The organism is Thalassospira profundimaris, assembly GCF_003326675.1.
Taxonomy (GTDB): domain Bacteria; phylum Pseudomonadota; class Alphaproteobacteria; order Rhodospirillales; family Thalassospiraceae; genus Thalassospira; species Thalassospira aquimaris.
In genome coordinates, this window is record NZ_JPWF01000001.1 from 192,828 (window position 1) to 207,936 (window position 15,109).

Here is a 15,109-nt window from a genome sequence, read left to right on the forward strand (position 1 = left end):
CGAGATGTCAGTTTAGAAATCCTCACCCTCGCGGAAAGCGGCAAGGTCATCAATCCGGCGATAGGGCAGTAACGTTTGAAGCTGTTCGGCCGGGATGCCGGTCATTAAATCGTGCAGGTGCCGTGCAAGAACAGCGCCGACATGGCGTTGTGGCTGGTAGTAATAAGCCAGTTTCTGTTTCGAAAGCATCCTGAACGGCATGCCGCCAAACCCGACAACTCCGATTCCGTCGCGAATGGTGTCCATGCCCAGTTCCATCAATGCTTCCAATGCGCCGATCATGGTCATCTGGCTGGCGCAGACGATGGCAGTTGCATCGCGCTGATCGCCAAACAGTCTGGTGGTTGCATCGCGCGCAGCCCGCACTGAAACGTCCGACGGCATCCAGATCAGGCTATCGGGGTCCAGTCCGGCATCCATCATGGCCCGGCGCGCACCATGCTTGCGATATCCAAAAAAGGTCAGGTCTTCGGGGGGATCGATCATACCGATTTTGCGATGGCCGTCTTCGATCAGGCGTTTGATCGCGTCATAGGCGGCCTGTTCGTCATCGTGATCGACAAAGGCGTGCGGAGTCAGAAGTTCGGTCCGGCCAAAGCTGACAAATGGAAAATCGTGCTGAAGGCAATATTTGGCGCGCCTGTCCTGTAGGGTCGTCCGTGAAAAGACGACGGCATCAGCCATGCGTTGCGTATGAACCTTGCGCACCGGTTCAAGGGGATCTTCACCACTGGTTTGGGCAAGAACCACCAGCGAATAGTGATCGGCCTCCAACCCCTGCGCCAGACTTTCGACCTGAGCAAGGAAGCCCGGATCGCCATAATCGCCGACCTCGGGGGAATAAAGAATTGAACAGACCTGCATAGTTTTGCCGGTGCGCAGCATGACGCCCCTTGCATCGGGGCGATAGCCGATTTCCTCTGCTGCCGCCTTGACCTTGGCAACGGTGTCGGGTTTGACTTCCGGTCCGTCTTTCAGCGCGCGCGACACAGTGGTAACCGACAGACCAAGCCGGTCGGCAATCGTGCGCAGATTAGGGCGGGAAGCAGGCATGGCAGGTCCGTTCTTGTGTTCTTTCGGACAATTTAATCGTCTGCAGGCCCCTAAGGCAATGCGTTCTGTGTAATCACATTGCGCATAAATTCATAGGATGCCTTCGGGGTACGTTTGTGGGTGTCATAATCAACATGAACAAGGCCAAAGCGTTTTTCGTAGCCATAGGCCCACTCGAAATTATCAAGCAATGACCATGGCATATAGCCCTGAACATTGGCGCCTTCAGAGATTGCCCGCAAAAGAGCCCCCAGATATTCGGTGTAATAGGATATGCGATCCTGATCGTTGATATGACCGTTATGGCCGGGAATATCGGTAAAGGCACCGCCATTCTCGGTCACGAAAACTGGTGGATTGCCGTAATTTTCCTGAAGAATCTTCATCGTGCGATAGAAGCAATCTCCGTCAATCGCCCAGCCCATTTCGGTTCGGCGGAAATATTTTGGCGGTTCGGCATGCTGGAACGGCCAGGCTTTGCCTTCGGCGGCCTGGATGTAGCTTGGGAAATACTGGTTCAGTCCCTGAAAATCGACATTGGTACGGATATCGTCAAGGTCGTTGGCGTGAATATGGGGCTCCATCCGATCCATGATCAGTTCGGGATAGCGCCCGTAATAAACCGGATCAAGGAAGGCGCCATTCCACTTGGCTTCGAACAGATCGATCAGATGTGCATCCTGTTCGCGCCGGTGTGGCAGGGTATATCCCTTGTGCATTGGCAAGACAAAACCGACCGGTGCGTCGGGATAATGGTGCTTGATGATGCGGGTAGCGCGCGCATGACACAGATTAAGGTGGTGTGTGACCCGCATGGCGGCACGCGGATCGGTAATGCCCGGCGCGTGTCGACCTTCTTCATGGCCGACCCAGGCCACGACATTTGGTTCGTTGAAGGTTACCCAGGCCTTGACGCGATCACCAAGTCGGGTCACCAGAAGTTCCGTATATTCCCCGAACCAGTCGACAATGTCGCGGTTGGTCCAGCCGCCACGATCCTGCAAGGCCTGCGGCAAATCCCAGTGATACAGGCAAAGCCAGGGATCAACACCGCGTTCGATCATGCCATCAATCAGGCGACTGTAGAAATCAATCCCGGTTTCATTGATCTTGCCGGTCCCATCGGGCAGGACGCGCGGCCACATGACAGAAAACCGGTAATGCCGTGCACCAAGCCCCTTGATCAGATCAAGGTCTTCTTCCCAGCGGTGATAGTGATCGCAGGCAACTCGACCATTGTCGCCATTGGCGACGCGTCCCGGTGTGTCGCAATATATGTCCCAGATGCTGTCGCCGCGCCCGTCATTCGCAGCGCCGCCTTCGATTTGATAGCTTGAGGTGGAGACACCCCAGCGAAACCCGTCGGGGAATGATTTTGTCATGTTTGCTTCCTTGCCCTGATCGGATGTTCTTATTGAATGCATCCAAAATCGTAACGTTACGAAAATTTTGGCAAAAAAATATGATTGCCGTTCTTTTCCTCTATTATCATTGGGTTTTGTCGATTGACAAGGGCGAATAAACGGCTTATCAAAAAAAATCGTAACGTTACGATTTTCAATCAAGAAAAAGTCGGGCGTGAACGTATCCATTAGGGAGGTACATCCGTTATGAAGAAATTTTCCAAAGTCGCAGCCCTTGCGGCATTTCTGAGCGCAGGTGTTTCTGCCGGTGCGCTTCATGCCCAAACAGCCGAAGTCCTGCATTGGTGGACATCGGGCAGTGAACAGGCCGCCCTTGCCGAAGTACGCAAAGTATTTGAGGCAAGCGGTGGCGAATGGGTCGATACGCCGATTGCCGGCGGCGGTAACGCCCGTGCGGCGGCCGTGAACAGAATGCTTGGCGGTGATCCGGCGGCTGTTTTCCAGTTCTCAATCGGCCAGCAGTTGCGTGAATTGGCTGATCAGGGGCTTTTGGCCAACGTTGACAAGATCGCAAGCGAAGAACATTGGGACGACAAACTGCCGCCGCTGATCGTCAAGGCAGCAAAATATGACGGCGACTATATCGCTGCACCAATCAACATCCACGGCGAAAACTGGATGTTCTATAACAAGGCCGCCCTTGAAAAGGCTGGTGTGGATGTCCCCAAAAGCTGGGATGATTTTGTTGCCGCAGCCAAGAAGCTTAAAGATGCAGGTGTTACGCCGATTGGCCTTGGTGGTCAGCCCTGGCAGGAACGGATCATGTTTAACAGCGTCCTTCTGGGCGTTGCCGGGCGTGAATTCTATGCCAAGCTTTACAGCACGCTTGATGATGATCTTCTTGATTCCGATACCATGCGCAAGGTGTTCGAAACCTTTGCCGCGCTGAAGCCCTTTGTCGATGAAGGCAGCCCGGGCCGCAACTGGAACGAGGCGACCAACATGGTGATCAAGGGTGATGCTGCGTTCCAGTTTATGGGTGACTGGGCCAAGGGTGAAATCATTGCTGCGGGGATCGAACCGGGCACAACGGTTGGATGTTCTTTCGCCCCGGCGATTGATACGGCCTATATCATGACTGTGGATGCCTTTGCCTTTTCGGCAATGGATGGCGAAGAAGCAACTCCGGCACAGATCAAGATGGCCCATGTGATGCTTGAACCCGACGTGCAGATTGCCTTTAACAAGAAAAAGGGATCGATCCCTGCTCGTCTGGATGTGCCCGCAGACAGCTTTGATATCTGCGCACAAACCGCGATCAAGACCCTTCAGGACAAGAAAACCCACCTTGTCAGCACCGGGCTTTTTGGCGTGCCAAGTGCGGTTTCGGGCGCAATTGATGACAGTATCTCGAATTTCTGGAACAGTACGGATATGAGCCCGGCAGAGGGTCAGGCGCAGTTCCATCAAGCGATCTCCAACGCCAAATAAGGCGAAATTCCAGAGACTTTGCAGGGATGTGCCGCTGATTGTCGCGTGATGCGCAACAGCGGCGCCTTTACAAAGAAGCGAGTATGTCGATGACCGATCCGGCACAAGGTGTGTTGCAGGGTTCTGTTACGCAGCAGGAAAACCAGCAAGAAGGCAGGCGGCGCTGGCGTCCGCAATGGACCGCCAGAATGGCGCTGATCCCTGCCATGGCGATTACGATTTTCTGTTTCTACGGGTTCATTATCTGGACATTCGTGATCTCACTGACGCGATCACGGTTGCTACCGGTTTATAAATTTACCGGGTTTGATCAATATGCCCGTCTGTTTGCCAACGAACGGTGGTGGACAGCAATGGGAAACCTGGCAATTCACGGCTTTCTGTTTATTGGGGGATGCATTGTTTTCGGGTATTTGCTGGCCATTCTGATAGATCGCGGGGTCAAGGCAGAAGGCCTGTATCGCACGGTTTTCATGTTGCCGCTTTCGATGTCGTTCATTGTGACCGGCGTGATCTGGCAATGGGTTATGAATCCGGGGCTTGGGCTTCAGGAAGCGGTTCGTGCGCTGGGCTGGGCCGGGTTTGAATTTAACTGGATCGTGCGACCGGACCGGTCCATTTACACACTTGCCATTGCCGGGATCTGGCAGCAGGTCGGGTTGTGTATGGCGCTGTTTCTGGCCGGTCTTCGCAATATTGATCCCAATATCTGGAAGGCAGCGCGTGTTGACGGCATTCCGGTCTGGCGGGTCTATTTGCACATCATTACCCCGATGATGCGCGCAGTGTTCTTCACGGTCTTCATCCTGATGAGCGCGATTGTCATGAAGGCCTTCGATCTGGTTGTTGCCCTGACCGGGGGCGGACCCGGGTTTTCATCAGATCTTCCGGCGCGATTCATAGTTGATCACATTTTGAACCGTCAGGAGCTGGGGCTTGGCGCGGCCGGGGCGTTTGTCCTGCTTTGCACCGTGATTGCCGTGATAGCGCCCTACATCTATTTCGAGCTGCAAAAAGAACGCAGCGGTCGGGGGCATTGATGATGCGATACAATCGACTTGCCCTTTACGGATTGTTGTCTGTGGCGGCCATCATGATCCTGTTGCCGGTTTTCATCATGGTTTCGACATCGTTGAAATCGATGGATGAAATCCGCAATGGCAGCATCTTTACCCTGCCCGTCGATCCGGGTTTTGCGGCTTGGGGAAAGGCGTGGTTTGGTGATTGTGCCAAAACGCTCGGCGATACATGTGGTGGTCTTTCGTCTTCTTTCATGACCTCGGTCAAAATTGTTATTCCGGCCCTGTTCTTGTCGGTGGGACTTGGTGCTGTCACCGGCTATTCCCTTGCCGCCTGGAAGATGAAAGGCGCGAATGTGATGTTCGCAGCCCTTCTGGTTGGCATGTTTATTCCGCCACAGGTCACCCTTTATCCCCTGATCATCATGATCCGGGAGCTGGGGATATTTGGCACTATTCCCGGTTTGATTCTTGTGCATGTGATCTGGGGCGTTGCCTTTACCACCATGATGTTTCGTAACTTCTTCAAGACGGTCCCGCAGGATTTGCTTAAGGCCGCCCGGATCGACGGTGCCGGGTTCTGGCCCCTGTTCTGGCATGTGATGTTGCCGCTTTCGCTGCCGATCCTGGGCGTCGCCATGATTTTGCAATTTACCTATATCTGGAACGATTTCCTTCTGGGCCTGACCTTTGGCGGGCGGGCGGGACAGCCGATGACAGTTGCGCTTAACAACCTTGTCGGATCGCAATTTGGCGAGAAGGAATACAATGTCGATATGGCTGCGACCATGCTGACAGCTTTGCCCACACTGGCGGTTTATCTGCTTTCCGGGCGGTTGTTTGTGCGCGGGATTGCCGCAGGCGCAGTGAAAGGATGACGGGAATGAACGGCGTTGAACTTCGCAATGTAACCAAGGCCTATGCCGGGCTGACGGTGATGGAAGATATCAATCTTGAAATTGCCGACGGTGACTTCCTTGTGCTGCTTGGCCCGTCAGGATGTGGCAAATCGACCCTTCTGAATATGATTGCTGGTCTGGAACCGACAACCGGCGGGGCCATTCATATCAATGGGCGTGATGTTACGGATTTGGAACCCGATGAGCGTGATATTGCCATGGTGTTTCAATCCTATGCCCTTTATCCGACCATGTCGGTGCGGCGAAATATCGGTTTCGGTCTGAAAATGCGGGGCATGCCCAAGGACGAGATCGAAACACGGGTTGCTGAAGTTGGCGAACTTTTGCAGATCACCCCTCTTTTGGATCGCAAGCCATCGCAGCTTTCCGGCGGGCAGCAACAGCGTGTGGCAATTGGCCGTGCACTGGTACGTGAACCATCTGTATTCCTGTTTGACGAACCGCTTTCAAATCTTGATGCCAAATTGCGCGCAGATATGCGGATCGAGTTGAAACGCCTGCATGAACGGCTTGGCCGGACGATTGTCTATGTTACGCATGATCAGATTGAGGCGATGACATTGGCGACCAAGGTTGTTGTTCTTGATAAGGGCCGCATTCAGCAGGTTGATACACCTGAAAATGTCTATCGCAGACCGGCAAACCGCTTTGTGGCAAGCTTTGTCGGGGCGCCGACCATGAATTTTGTTGATGGCAAGCTGGCGCAAAATGGCGAAGACATCGTGTTTGACAGCGGGGCCGGCTGTTTGCCGCTGATCAATGTACCGATCGAGGCGCGTGATCTGGTCGGACGGCAAATGACACTGGGTGCGCGGCCTGAACATATGTTGTTTGACGATACCGGGATTTCTTCGCGTGTGTTGTTGGCAGAACCCACTGGACCGGATCAATATGTCCGCCTTGCGGTTGCTGGCGCGGAACTGACGGCGCGCAGTGGTCCGGAACAGATTTTCAGATCAGGTGCAGATACCAGAATTCTGGTCGACGGCGCACGGATGTCGCTGTTTGATCCACAAAATGGTCAGGCACTTCTTCGGGCATAGTTTGCCTAAGCGGGTCGTAACCGGTTTTGGCAAGGACAGATCCCCGGGTTGTATCTCTTTTGCATCAAGTGATCACAGTTTGCGGCGGCGGGGCATGATTGCTCCGCCGTTTTGCAAAGGCGGTTAGCGTTTCATCATTGGCTCGGCAAGGGCGCTGTCGGAAAACAGGGGATAGCGGCTTGCGGCCTTGGGCAACTGGTAATGCCACCATTCGTGATCATAGTATTCGAACCCAGCACTGACCATGATGCCAAGCAGAAGCAAGCGGTTTGCTTCTGCCTCCTTGGAGATCAGTTCAGACCCGTGATAGGAACGGCTATGCATTTCGTCAAACCCTGCCCCCATATCCAGTTCCTTGCCGTTTTGATCAATCAGGGTTAGATCAATGGCCACACCACGGCCATGTGGCGATCCGAAATCCGGATTGGCGACGAAATCGGGGTTGGGCGAATGGTTCCAAAGCGCACGTTGTGCTTCCTGGGGCCGAAATGCATCAAGGATGCGCAGCTTTACCCCTTGGCGTTTCGCCATGGCAGCAGCCTTTTTCAGGCAAGCAGCCGCATCCGCGTGAAGATAGCAGGCAGGTCGTGTATAAATTGGTGCCCCGGTGAGATTGCGATCCGTGGCATAGACGATATCAATTTCGACATCATATTCAGAAGGCGTAATTTCGACCAGCGCCATCGCCGGAGGCTCCCTGTTCTTGTCGTTCACCGATTACATAAAGAAGATGCTGACTGGACAGTCGCGATCATCAGATAGCGCAGATCATAGTGCATCGCAAACATCGTCGCGCAGTTCCGAGAAATCAGGACCAACGATTCTGGCAATTGATACGGCATCCACGTCGCTTTCGACGGCGGTGCTGATCAATGGCGAGGTCAAGGGCGAACTTTATGAGGATATGGAACGTGGACAGGCCGAAAATCTGATGGGCTTTATCGCCCGCAGTCTTGAGACGGCCAAAGTCAGTTTTGACGATATCGATGGTATTGCAGTGACGGTCGGGCCAGGTGCCTTTACCGGAATGCGGATCGGGCTTGCAACCGCACGCGCCCTTGGTCTGGCGCGCAAGATACCTGTGGTCGGTGTCAGTTCGCTTGAAGCTGTGGCTTATGGTGTTTCCGAACGCGACCAGCAGGGGCGCAATATTTTGGTGGCCCTTGATAGCAAGCGAAACGAGATTTTTGCACAGGCCTTTGATGGCAAAAAGCGTCCGCTAAGTACGCCAGAATGCGTTGCCCCGCGTCAGGCCCTGATGATGGCGCCGCCGGGGGATACGCTTTTGGCAGGCGACGCTACCCCGCGCCTTTTGACCGCTGCGGCCCATGCACCCGATGCGTTTTATGATTGCACGGCACCGGGTTTGCCCCGTGCGGGCAATGTTGCCCGGATTGCCGCCGAACGCTGGGAAGATGGTAGTAATCTTGCCCCGGTTCCGATGTATTTGCGTGCCCCGGATGCGCGGCGTATCGAAGATCAGGGGCCGCGTAAAAAGTAATGTCCGCCTCTTCTTCGCAACATCCTGTGCGTCAGATTGAACTGGTTGCCCTGACTGCTGCCTTTGCGCCGGTCGCAGCCGCCCTGCATGCACAGGGGTTTGAGGATAACTGGGACGAAGATGCGATTACCCGGTTGCTTGATGTGCCCGGTGCCTTTGGCATTCTGGCATTCGAGCCGGGTGATGCGGCGCAAAACCGTGATGATGTGCCTTTGGGGTTCGTTATGATCCAGACGGTTCTGGATGAAGCTGAAATCAACACCATCGTCGTTGCAAGGGAAGCCCGCCAATGCGGGGTTGCGACAAAATTGCTTTCGGCGGTTTTTGATCGGCTTGGCGATACTGGCGTCGGGCGGTTGTTGCTTGAGGTCGCCGAGGATAATGAATCTGCCATTGCCCTTTATCGTCAGCGCGGCTTTTCGTTCATCGGTCGGCGCAAGAAATATTATCGCCGCAAATCAGGCCGCGAAGTAGACGCGCTGGTGATGGAACGCGGGCTTGGGTCCTGTGTGCTGGGCTGGGGCGACTAGCGCCAAATCCAGTTGGGACCAAGTTCGTTTGGTGGCCATGACATTACGCAATTTGGACGCATTTAAATCTGTTATATCCACATAAAGGGTGTGGTTTTATGCATCAACCTGTTGTAGTGTAAGCCTGCATTGGAACTGGCGGTTTATCTATGCCTTGCGGATGGTTAACCGGAAAGTTCCCGGTGCATCGGCGTTCTCGAGCAATTCGATGACTTCATCGCCCATCTCGGTGACCGACCGCGGGACGTTTTTCAACGGTTCCCCGGCGCCAAGCGTCACTTCAAGAACCTGACCCGGTGTCATGGTTTCAAGTTTGAGGCGGGTACGGACAAAGGTCATTGGACAGACATCAGATGTGATGTCTATTTTGTGGTCCGGGGGGGTGATGGCCATTTGTGTCTCCTGCCGTGGTGCGCAACTGTGAAGTAGCGCCCTTGTGCACAGGTGGCAAGGGGTTAAAACAAAGTGCCGATTTTCAGTGATTACAAGTGCTTTGGCGCGGGTGATCACGTAATGACGAATTTATCGCGAATTCAACCTTGCGATATGTGGCGGATTTTTCAATATTTAGCCACAGAGAGTAGAGAGCCTAGGGGTTAGTCCTGGCTGGGGACAGGCGGAACCGGAACCGGAAACGAGACAAGACAATGCTTGCAGAATCAACCATCGAGCAAAAATGCGTCGACGCGGGCCTTAAAATGACAGGTCAACGCCGGGTTATCGCCCGTGTGCTGTCAGAGTCCGAAGATCACCCGGATGTGGAGCTGGTCTATCGTCGGGCAACCGATATCGATCCCAAGATTTCGATCGCAACCGTGTATCGTACGGTTCGCCTTTTCGAAGAGGCGGATATTCTCGAGAAACATGACTTTGGTGACGGCCGCGCCCGTTACGAAGAACTGACCGAAGAGCATCATGATCACCTGATCGATATGCGTTCGGGCGATGTGATCGAGTTTTCCAACGAGAAAATCGAAAAGCTTCAGGAAGAGATCGCCAGAGAGCTTGGCTATAAACTGGTCGGTCATCGTCTTGAACTTTATGGCGTTCCTTTGAAAGACGAGAAATAAGACCGGTTTTCAACCGCGTTCTTTATTGACCTGATTTGAGGCCACTTGCGCATTTGTGCAGGTGGCCTTCATATTTTCGTTACGCGTTCTTCACAAACCCTTCACTCGCCCTTAACGCAAATCGCGCGCAAAATCCGGGCAGATGAACAAAAGGGTATTGTCATGCGCGACGAACGACCGGCTCAGCGCCTTGAAGTCCGCCTAGCGGAAACCGAGGACGAAATTCTCGCCAGCCAGAAACTCCGTTACAAGGTGTTTTACGAAGAGCGCGGTGCCAAGCCGACCGCCGAAATGGCTGCCGAGAAACGCGACTTCGATCACTATGATCCGCTGTGCGACCATCTTCTTGTGCTTGATTATAATCGGGGTGCCGGTGCGGATGCGGTTGTTGGTACCTATCGCCTGTTGCGCCAGTCGGTTGCCAACGAACATGGCGGCTTTTACAGCGCAGATGAATATCATATCGAATCCATGCTCAATGCGGTGAAAGAAACCGGCGAGATCATGGAGCTTGGCCGTTCCTGTGTCGAAGCCGATTACCGCACCATGCCGACCCTGCAACTGCTTTGGCAGGGGATTGCAGCCTATGTGTTCAAATACGACATCAAGCTGATGTTTGGCTGTGCATCCTTCCATGGCACCGACCCGGATGCCTTCAAGGATGTTCTGACTTACCTTCATCACAATCATCTTGCCCCCGAAGACATGCGTCCGCGTGCGGTCGAGGATCGCTATGAAACGATGATGCGCGCCGAGATTGACGGCATTGATCATCGTCAGGCGCTTCGCGATTTGCCGCCGCTGATCAAAGGCTATCTGCGTTTGGGGGGCTTTGTTGGTGATGGTGCGGTGGTCGATCATCAGTTCAACACCACAGATATCTGCATCGTGTTGCCGACCGAGAAGGTAACTGATCGCTATTACAAGCATTACGAACGGACCGCGAGGGTATCGTGAACTGCTATGTGTGTGCCGCTATCCGGCTGACAGCTTTTGTGATTTTGACGCTTCTGTTGTTGCCTGTGCAATTGGTGGCACTTGCCTGCAAGTTGCGTCTGGCCGATGAATTACCGCGCTTTTATCACGCGCTGTGTCTGCGGATCCTTCATATTGAAATCCGGGTTTCGGGCGTTGATCTGATGGATGGTCCGGGTGTGATTGTCGCCAACCATGCGTCCTATCTTGATATCCCGGTTCTGGGTGCCCTGACCCATGGCAGTTTTATCGCCAAGACCGAAGTCGCTGAGTGGCCGGTTTTCGGTTTGCTTGCCAAACTTTCGCGCACCACATTTATCGAGCGTCGCGTCACCCGATCGCGTGAACAGAATGAACAGCTTGCCGGTCGGTTGCAAAATGGCGACAAGCTGATCCTGTTCCCCGAAGGTACAAGCAATAACGGCAACCGGATCCTGCCGTTCAAATCAACCCTGTTTGCCTCGGCCGAACAAGCGATGCCGGACGGGAAAGCCGTCAGGTTCCAGCCGATTTCGATTGCGGCAACCCGTTTGGACGGGGCGCCGATTGGCCGGGATTTACGGGCCTTCTATTCCTGGTACGGGGATATGGACTTGGTTCCGCATTTGTGGCAGTTTCTCGCGCTTGGCAAGGTGACGGTTGAAATCGTGGTCCATGCGCCGGTAACGTTGGCCGATGCAGCAGGATCGCGTAAGGACCTTGCCCGGATATGCGAGGCACGTGTTGCCGAAGGACATCAGGCAGCGTTGCGTGGCGTACATCAGGGTGTGCCGGTTCAGTTGATAGACTCTGGCTTGTCGGGTGATCTGATTGGTTGTTCGCCACTGGCGATCATTTCAGAAGATTTTCGACTGTTTGGTCCAGATCGGCAGTTCGGCTCCTGATCATTTTGCCGTATAATGCACCGGTTGATGTGGAATTGGGTTTCACCTGACCGGAAATTCAGATAACGAGATGTCCGAAAGTTCCGGTTGCCTTATGATGCGGAACTCAAGCGCGGTGTGACCCATTCACACCGCTTTTCGGCGTTTTGAGAGAGCGAAACGGATCTTACGTGACTGAACCGAAGAAACTTTTTGTAAAAACCTATGGCTGTCAGATGAATGTTTATGACAGTCAGCGTATGCAGGATGTTCTGGCGCCACTGGGTTACCAGTCGGTCGACAGTGCCGAGGGGGCCGATATGGTGATCCTCAATACCTGTCACATTCGCGAAAAAGCTGCCGAAAAAGTGTTTTCCGATCTGGGGCGTGTGCGCAAGCACAAGGAAGCCAAGGAAGCCAATGGCGGCGAAAAGATGATTGTTGCCGTTGCGGGCTGTGTCGCGCAGGCCGAAGGGGCCGAGCTGATGAAGCGCGAACCGATGGTTGATATGGTGTTTGGCCCGCAGACCTATCATCGCCTGCCGGAAATGGTGGCACGCGCCAACCGTGCAATCGGGCGCAATCGCATCATCGATACCGATTTTCCGGCCGAGGAAAAATTCGATCATCTGCCACAGCAGGTTTCAAGTCAGGGGTATTCCGCTTTTCTGGCCATTCAGGAAGGCTGCGACAAATTCTGTACTTTCTGCGTGGTGCCCTATACCCGCGGGGCAGAATATTCGCGCCCGGGCGCGGATGTGATCCGCGAAGCCAGGCAGCTTGTTGCGCATGGTACGCGTGAACTGACCCTGCTTGGTCAGAATGTGAATGCCTATCACGGCGAAGCACCGAATGGCGGCGAATGGACACTTGGACGTTTGTTGCGCGAACTGGCCGAGATTGATGGTCTGGATCGCATTCGTTACACCACGTCCCATCCGCGCGATGTCGATGATGATCTGATTTCGGCACACCGGGATATCAAAAAGCTGATGCCGTTCCTGCATTTGCCGGTTCAGGCCGGTGGCGACCGCGTTTTGCAGGCAATGAACCGCAAGCATACCAACGCCGATTACCGCGAAATTGCCAAACGGCTTAAGGATGCGTGTCCGGATCTGGCATTGTCATCGGACTTTATTGTCGGTTTCCCCGGTGAATCGGACAAGGATTTCGAAGATACGATGGATATCGTGCGCGATATCACTTTCATTCAGGCGTTCAGCTTCAAATACAGCCCGCGCCCGGGAACTCCGGCATCGGCAATGGAAATGCAGGTGCCTGAAAAAGTCAAAACCGAACGGATCATGCGTCTTCAGGTGCTTCTGGCCGAACAGCAGCTTGCGTTTAACCGCAACTCTGTTGGCAAGGAAATGGATGTTCTGCTTGAACGTCGCGGTAAATACGAAGGCCAGCTGGTTGGCAAAAGCCCTTATATGCAGCCGGTTCATGTGTCTGGCTTGCCGGAAACGGCGCTGGGCTCAATTGTGCGGTTGAAAATTACGGAAGCGCTGCCTAATTCCCTTGGCGGCGAACTGGTCGATGCCACCAAGAACGACCAGAAATCGGAAAGGAACGTTGCGTGAGCGGCACCCCGACAAAGAACAAGACAGCGACAAAAGTAAAACACGCCCCCAAGGATTCCGATAAGATCGAGTTTCAGGATAACGCGCTGGCCCAGCTGCTTTATGGTCCGCAGGCGGAAAATCTGACGCGTCTTTCTGAACGGACCGGCGTTCAGGTTTCAAGCCGCGGACTTGTCGTGACGCTGGCAGGGGAACCGGCCAAGGTTGCCCAAGCCAAAAAGGTTCTGTCGCAGCTTTATGCCCGTCTGCGTGACAAGGAAATTGATCATATCGATGTCGAAACGGTAGACGGTGCCATTCGCCTGTCCGAGCCCGATGATACCGATCCCTGGAACGGTCAGACCAAGGAAATGTTTGGCGGGTCGCGCCTGACCATCCAGACCAAGAAGCGCCGTATTTCGCCGCGTTCAAAGCGCCAGAAAGACTATGTCGAGGCGATTCTTGATAACGAACTGATCTTTGGCATTGGTCCGGCCGGTACGGGTAAAACCTATCTTGCGGTGGCGATGGCGGTTCAGGCCTTTATTCTGGGTCAGGTTGATCGTATCATTTTGTCGCGTCCCGCGGTTGAGGCCGGCGAACGGCTTGGCTTCCTGCCTGGTGATCTCAAGGACAAGGTCGATCCCTATTTGCGCCCGCTTTATGATGCGCTTCATGATACCCTTCCGGGCGATGTTGTGATCAAGCGCATGGAAAGTGGCGAGATCGAAGTCGCACCGCTGGCCTTCATGCGTGGCCGTACGCTTGCACATGCTTTTGTCATTCTTGACGAAGCCCAGAACACCACTCCGATGCAGATGAAAATGTTCCTGACCCGTTTGGGTGAAGGATCGCGCATGGTGGTGACCGGCGACTTGACCCAGATCGACTTGCCCGATGGCACGAAGTCGGGGCTGCGTGATGCGCTTGAAACCATTGGTGATGTCAAAGGTGTGGCGACGATCAAGTTTGATCAGCGTGACGTTGTGCGCCATCATCTGGTGACCAAAATCGTTCAGGCCTATGACGCGGCGGATGCGCTGCGCGACCGGCTGAAAAAGGGCTATCGCGGCGAAAAGGATGTCGCGCACAAGGATGCGGATCATGACGGCACCGCTTGATCTGGATCTGGAGGTCGAAGCAGGCGACTGGCAACAGGCCGAGATCGAGGCGATTGAAGCAGCCGTTATTGCTGCCCTTGATGGTGCTCTTGCCGACGGTGCGCTTTGGGATGACGACGCCCAGCCGACCGATGGCACGCCAGATGAAGGGGATGGAGCATCCCTTTTGTCGGTTGCCCCGGTGATCGAGGTTGGGGTGCGTCTGTCTGATGACGCATCGGTGCGTATCCTTAATCGCGATTATCGCGACAAGGACAAGCCGACCAATGTTCTGTCCTTTGCTGCCCTTGAAAGTGCGGATGATGCGGATGCCTTTATGATGGCGCCCGACATGCCGCTTATGCTTGGGGATATCGTCATTGCGCGTGAAACCTGTTCGCGTGAAGCGGTCGAGCAGAATAAATCCCTGAAAAATCATCTTGTTCATCTTGCAGTTCATGGCACGCTGCATCTTGTCGGCTACGATCATATGGTTGATGATGAAGCCGAAGAGATGGAAGAACTTGAACGGCAAATTCTTGCCGGGCTCGGGATCGATGATCCTTATGAGCCGATTGAAGACGAGCCGGTCTAGCCGGAAGTTTTTTGTTTTAAAGG

16 protein-coding genes are annotated in these 15,109 nt (G+C 54.1%); 12 read left to right on the plus strand and 4 right to left on the minus strand.

Annotation, left to right across the window (positions count from 1 at the left end; genetic code table 11):
- Positions 1 to 12: 12 nt before the first annotated feature.
- Complete coding sequence (locus tag TH19_RS00985) at positions 13 to 1,053, minus strand: LacI family DNA-binding transcriptional regulator (protein WP_114100458.1); 1,041 nt, start codon at positions 1,051 to 1,053, stop codon at positions 13 to 15.
- 50 nt (positions 1,054 to 1,103) lie between these two features.
- Complete coding sequence (locus TH19_RS00990) at positions 1,104 to 2,435, minus strand: GH1 family beta-glucosidase (protein WP_114100749.1); 1,332 nt, start codon at positions 2,433 to 2,435, stop codon at positions 1,104 to 1,106.
- A gap of 228 nt (positions 2,436 to 2,663) precedes the next feature.
- Between TH19_RS00990 and TH19_RS00995 the strand changes: the two genes are divergently transcribed.
- The 4 genes from TH19_RS00995 (at position 2,664) to TH19_RS01010 (ending at position 6,890) form a co-directional block, all read left to right on the plus strand.
- A complete protein-coding gene (locus TH19_RS00995) occupies positions 2,664 to 3,908 on the plus strand; it encodes an ABC transporter substrate-binding protein (RefSeq protein ID WP_114100459.1) in 1,245 nt (414 codons plus the stop codon).
- 83 nt (positions 3,909 to 3,991) lie between these two features.
- A complete protein-coding gene (locus TH19_RS01000; RefSeq protein ID WP_258547768.1) occupies positions 3,992 to 4,948 on the plus strand; it encodes a carbohydrate ABC transporter permease in 957 nt (318 codons plus the stop codon).
- A complete protein-coding gene (locus tag TH19_RS01005; RefSeq protein WP_258547769.1) occupies positions 4,948 to 5,805 on the plus strand; it encodes a carbohydrate ABC transporter permease in 858 nt (285 codons plus the stop codon). The genes TH19_RS01000 and TH19_RS01005 overlap by 1 nt, the downstream gene beginning before the upstream one ends.
- Before the next feature lie 5 nt (positions 5,806 to 5,810).
- On the plus strand, positions 5,811 to 6,890 hold the full coding sequence (locus TH19_RS01010; RefSeq protein ID WP_114100752.1) for an ABC transporter ATP-binding protein: 1,080 nt from the start codon (positions 5,811 to 5,813) through the stop codon (positions 6,888 to 6,890).
- Between the two features lie 123 nt (positions 6,891 to 7,013).
- On the opposite strand, the gene ddpX is transcribed toward TH19_RS01010, so the two are convergent.
- On the minus strand, positions 7,014 to 7,574 hold the full coding sequence (ddpX, locus tag TH19_RS01015; protein ID WP_114100460.1) for a D-alanyl-D-alanine dipeptidase: 561 nt from the start codon (positions 7,572 to 7,574) through the stop codon (positions 7,014 to 7,016).
- A 46-nt stretch (positions 7,575 to 7,620) separates the two neighbouring features.
- Between ddpX and tsaB the strand changes: the two genes are divergently transcribed.
- Together tsaB and TH19_RS01025 are read left to right on the plus strand one after the other, a co-directional pair.
- Positions 7,621 to 8,391 (plus strand): tRNA (adenosine(37)-N6)-threonylcarbamoyltransferase complex dimerization subunit type 1 TsaB, encoded by a 771-nt coding sequence (gene tsaB / locus TH19_RS01020; RefSeq protein ID WP_258547770.1) that lies wholly within the window; start codon positions 7,621 to 7,623, stop codon positions 8,389 to 8,391.
- Complete coding sequence (locus TH19_RS01025; RefSeq protein ID WP_114100462.1) at positions 8,391 to 8,921, plus strand: GNAT family N-acetyltransferase; 531 nt, start codon at positions 8,391 to 8,393, stop codon at positions 8,919 to 8,921. Before tsaB ends, TH19_RS01025 begins: the two co-directional genes overlap by 1 nt.
- A 147-nt stretch (positions 8,922 to 9,068) precedes the next feature.
- Here TH19_RS01025 and TH19_RS01030 read toward each other — a convergent pair whose 3' ends face one another.
- Positions 9,069 to 9,314, minus strand: coding sequence for a sulfurtransferase TusA family protein (locus TH19_RS01030; protein WP_114100463.1), 246 nt, complete (start codon positions 9,312 to 9,314; stop codon positions 9,069 to 9,071).
- Between the two features lie 254 nt (positions 9,315 to 9,568).
- On the opposite strand from TH19_RS01030, the gene TH19_RS01035 reads away from it, so the two are divergent.
- From TH19_RS01035 to ybeY, 6 genes are all read left to right on the plus strand, one after another.
- Complete coding sequence (locus TH19_RS01035) at positions 9,569 to 9,991, plus strand: Fur family transcriptional regulator (protein WP_114100464.1); 423 nt, start codon at positions 9,569 to 9,571, stop codon at positions 9,989 to 9,991.
- A 162-nt stretch (positions 9,992 to 10,153) separates the two neighbouring features.
- Positions 10,154 to 10,948, plus strand: coding sequence for a GNAT family N-acetyltransferase (locus tag TH19_RS01040; protein WP_114100753.1), 795 nt, complete (start codon positions 10,154 to 10,156; stop codon positions 10,946 to 10,948).
- Entirely contained in the window at positions 10,945 to 11,850 is a 906-nt protein-coding gene (locus TH19_RS01045) for a lysophospholipid acyltransferase family protein (protein WP_114100465.1), read from the plus strand. Before TH19_RS01040 ends, TH19_RS01045 begins: the two co-directional genes overlap by 4 nt.
- A 170-nt stretch (positions 11,851 to 12,020) precedes the next feature.
- Positions 12,021 to 13,412, plus strand: coding sequence for a tRNA (N6-isopentenyl adenosine(37)-C2)-methylthiotransferase MiaB (miaB, locus tag TH19_RS01050; protein WP_114100466.1), 1,392 nt, complete (start codon positions 12,021 to 12,023; stop codon positions 13,410 to 13,412).
- Positions 13,409 to 14,512: a PhoH family protein gene (locus TH19_RS01055; RefSeq protein ID WP_114100467.1), complete on the plus strand. Its 1,104-nt coding sequence runs from the start codon at positions 13,409 to 13,411 to the stop codon at positions 14,510 to 14,512. Before miaB ends, TH19_RS01055 begins: the two co-directional genes overlap by 4 nt.
- Positions 14,496 to 15,086: an rRNA maturation RNase YbeY gene (ybeY, locus tag TH19_RS01060; RefSeq protein WP_114100754.1), complete on the plus strand. Its 591-nt coding sequence runs from the start codon at positions 14,496 to 14,498 to the stop codon at positions 15,084 to 15,086. The genes TH19_RS01055 and ybeY overlap by 17 nt, the downstream gene beginning before the upstream one ends.
- The last annotated feature ends 23 nt before the right edge of the window (positions 15,087 to 15,109 follow it).

What these genes read in the sequence shown, in the direction of transcription:
- ddpX (WP_114100460.1), bottom strand. Translation starts at nt 7,574, where the DNA reads ATGGCGCTGGTCGAAATTACGCCTTCTGAATATGATGTCGAAATTGAT.
- TH19_RS01010 (WP_114100752.1), top strand. Translation starts at nt 5,811, where the DNA reads ATGAACGGCGTTGAACTTCGCAATGTAACCAAGGCCTATGCCGGGCTG.
- TH19_RS01030 (WP_114100463.1), bottom strand. Translation starts at nt 9,314, where the DNA reads ATGGCCATCACCCCCCCGGACCACAAAATAGACATCACATCTGATGTC.
- TH19_RS01005 (WP_258547769.1), top strand. Translation starts at nt 4,948, where the DNA reads ATGATGCGATACAATCGACTTGCCCTTTACGGATTGTTGTCTGTGGCG.
- TH19_RS01000 (WP_258547768.1), top strand. Translation starts at nt 3,992, where the DNA reads ATGTCGATGACCGATCCGGCACAAGGTGTGTTGCAGGGTTCTGTTACG.
- TH19_RS01025 (WP_114100462.1), top strand. Translation starts at nt 8,391, where the DNA reads ATGTCCGCCTCTTCTTCGCAACATCCTGTGCGTCAGATTGAACTGGTT.
- TH19_RS01040 (WP_114100753.1), top strand. Translation starts at nt 10,154, where the DNA reads ATGCGCGACGAACGACCGGCTCAGCGCCTTGAAGTCCGCCTAGCGGAA.
- TH19_RS00985 (WP_114100458.1), bottom strand. Translation starts at nt 1,053, where the DNA reads ATGCCTGCTTCCCGCCCTAATCTGCGCACGATTGCCGACCGGCTTGGT.
- tsaB (WP_258547770.1), top strand. Translation starts at nt 7,621, where the DNA reads ATGCTGACTGGACAGTCGCGATCATCAGATAGCGCAGATCATAGTGCA.
- TH19_RS00990 (WP_114100749.1), bottom strand. Translation starts at nt 2,435, where the DNA reads ATGACAAAATCATTCCCCGACGGGTTTCGCTGGGGTGTCTCCACCTCA.
- TH19_RS00995 (WP_114100459.1), top strand. Translation starts at nt 2,664, where the DNA reads ATGAAGAAATTTTCCAAAGTCGCAGCCCTTGCGGCATTTCTGAGCGCA.
- ybeY (WP_114100754.1), top strand. Translation starts at nt 14,496, where the DNA reads ATGACGGCACCGCTTGATCTGGATCTGGAGGTCGAAGCAGGCGACTGG.
- TH19_RS01035 (WP_114100464.1), top strand. Translation starts at nt 9,569, where the DNA reads ATGCTTGCAGAATCAACCATCGAGCAAAAATGCGTCGACGCGGGCCTT.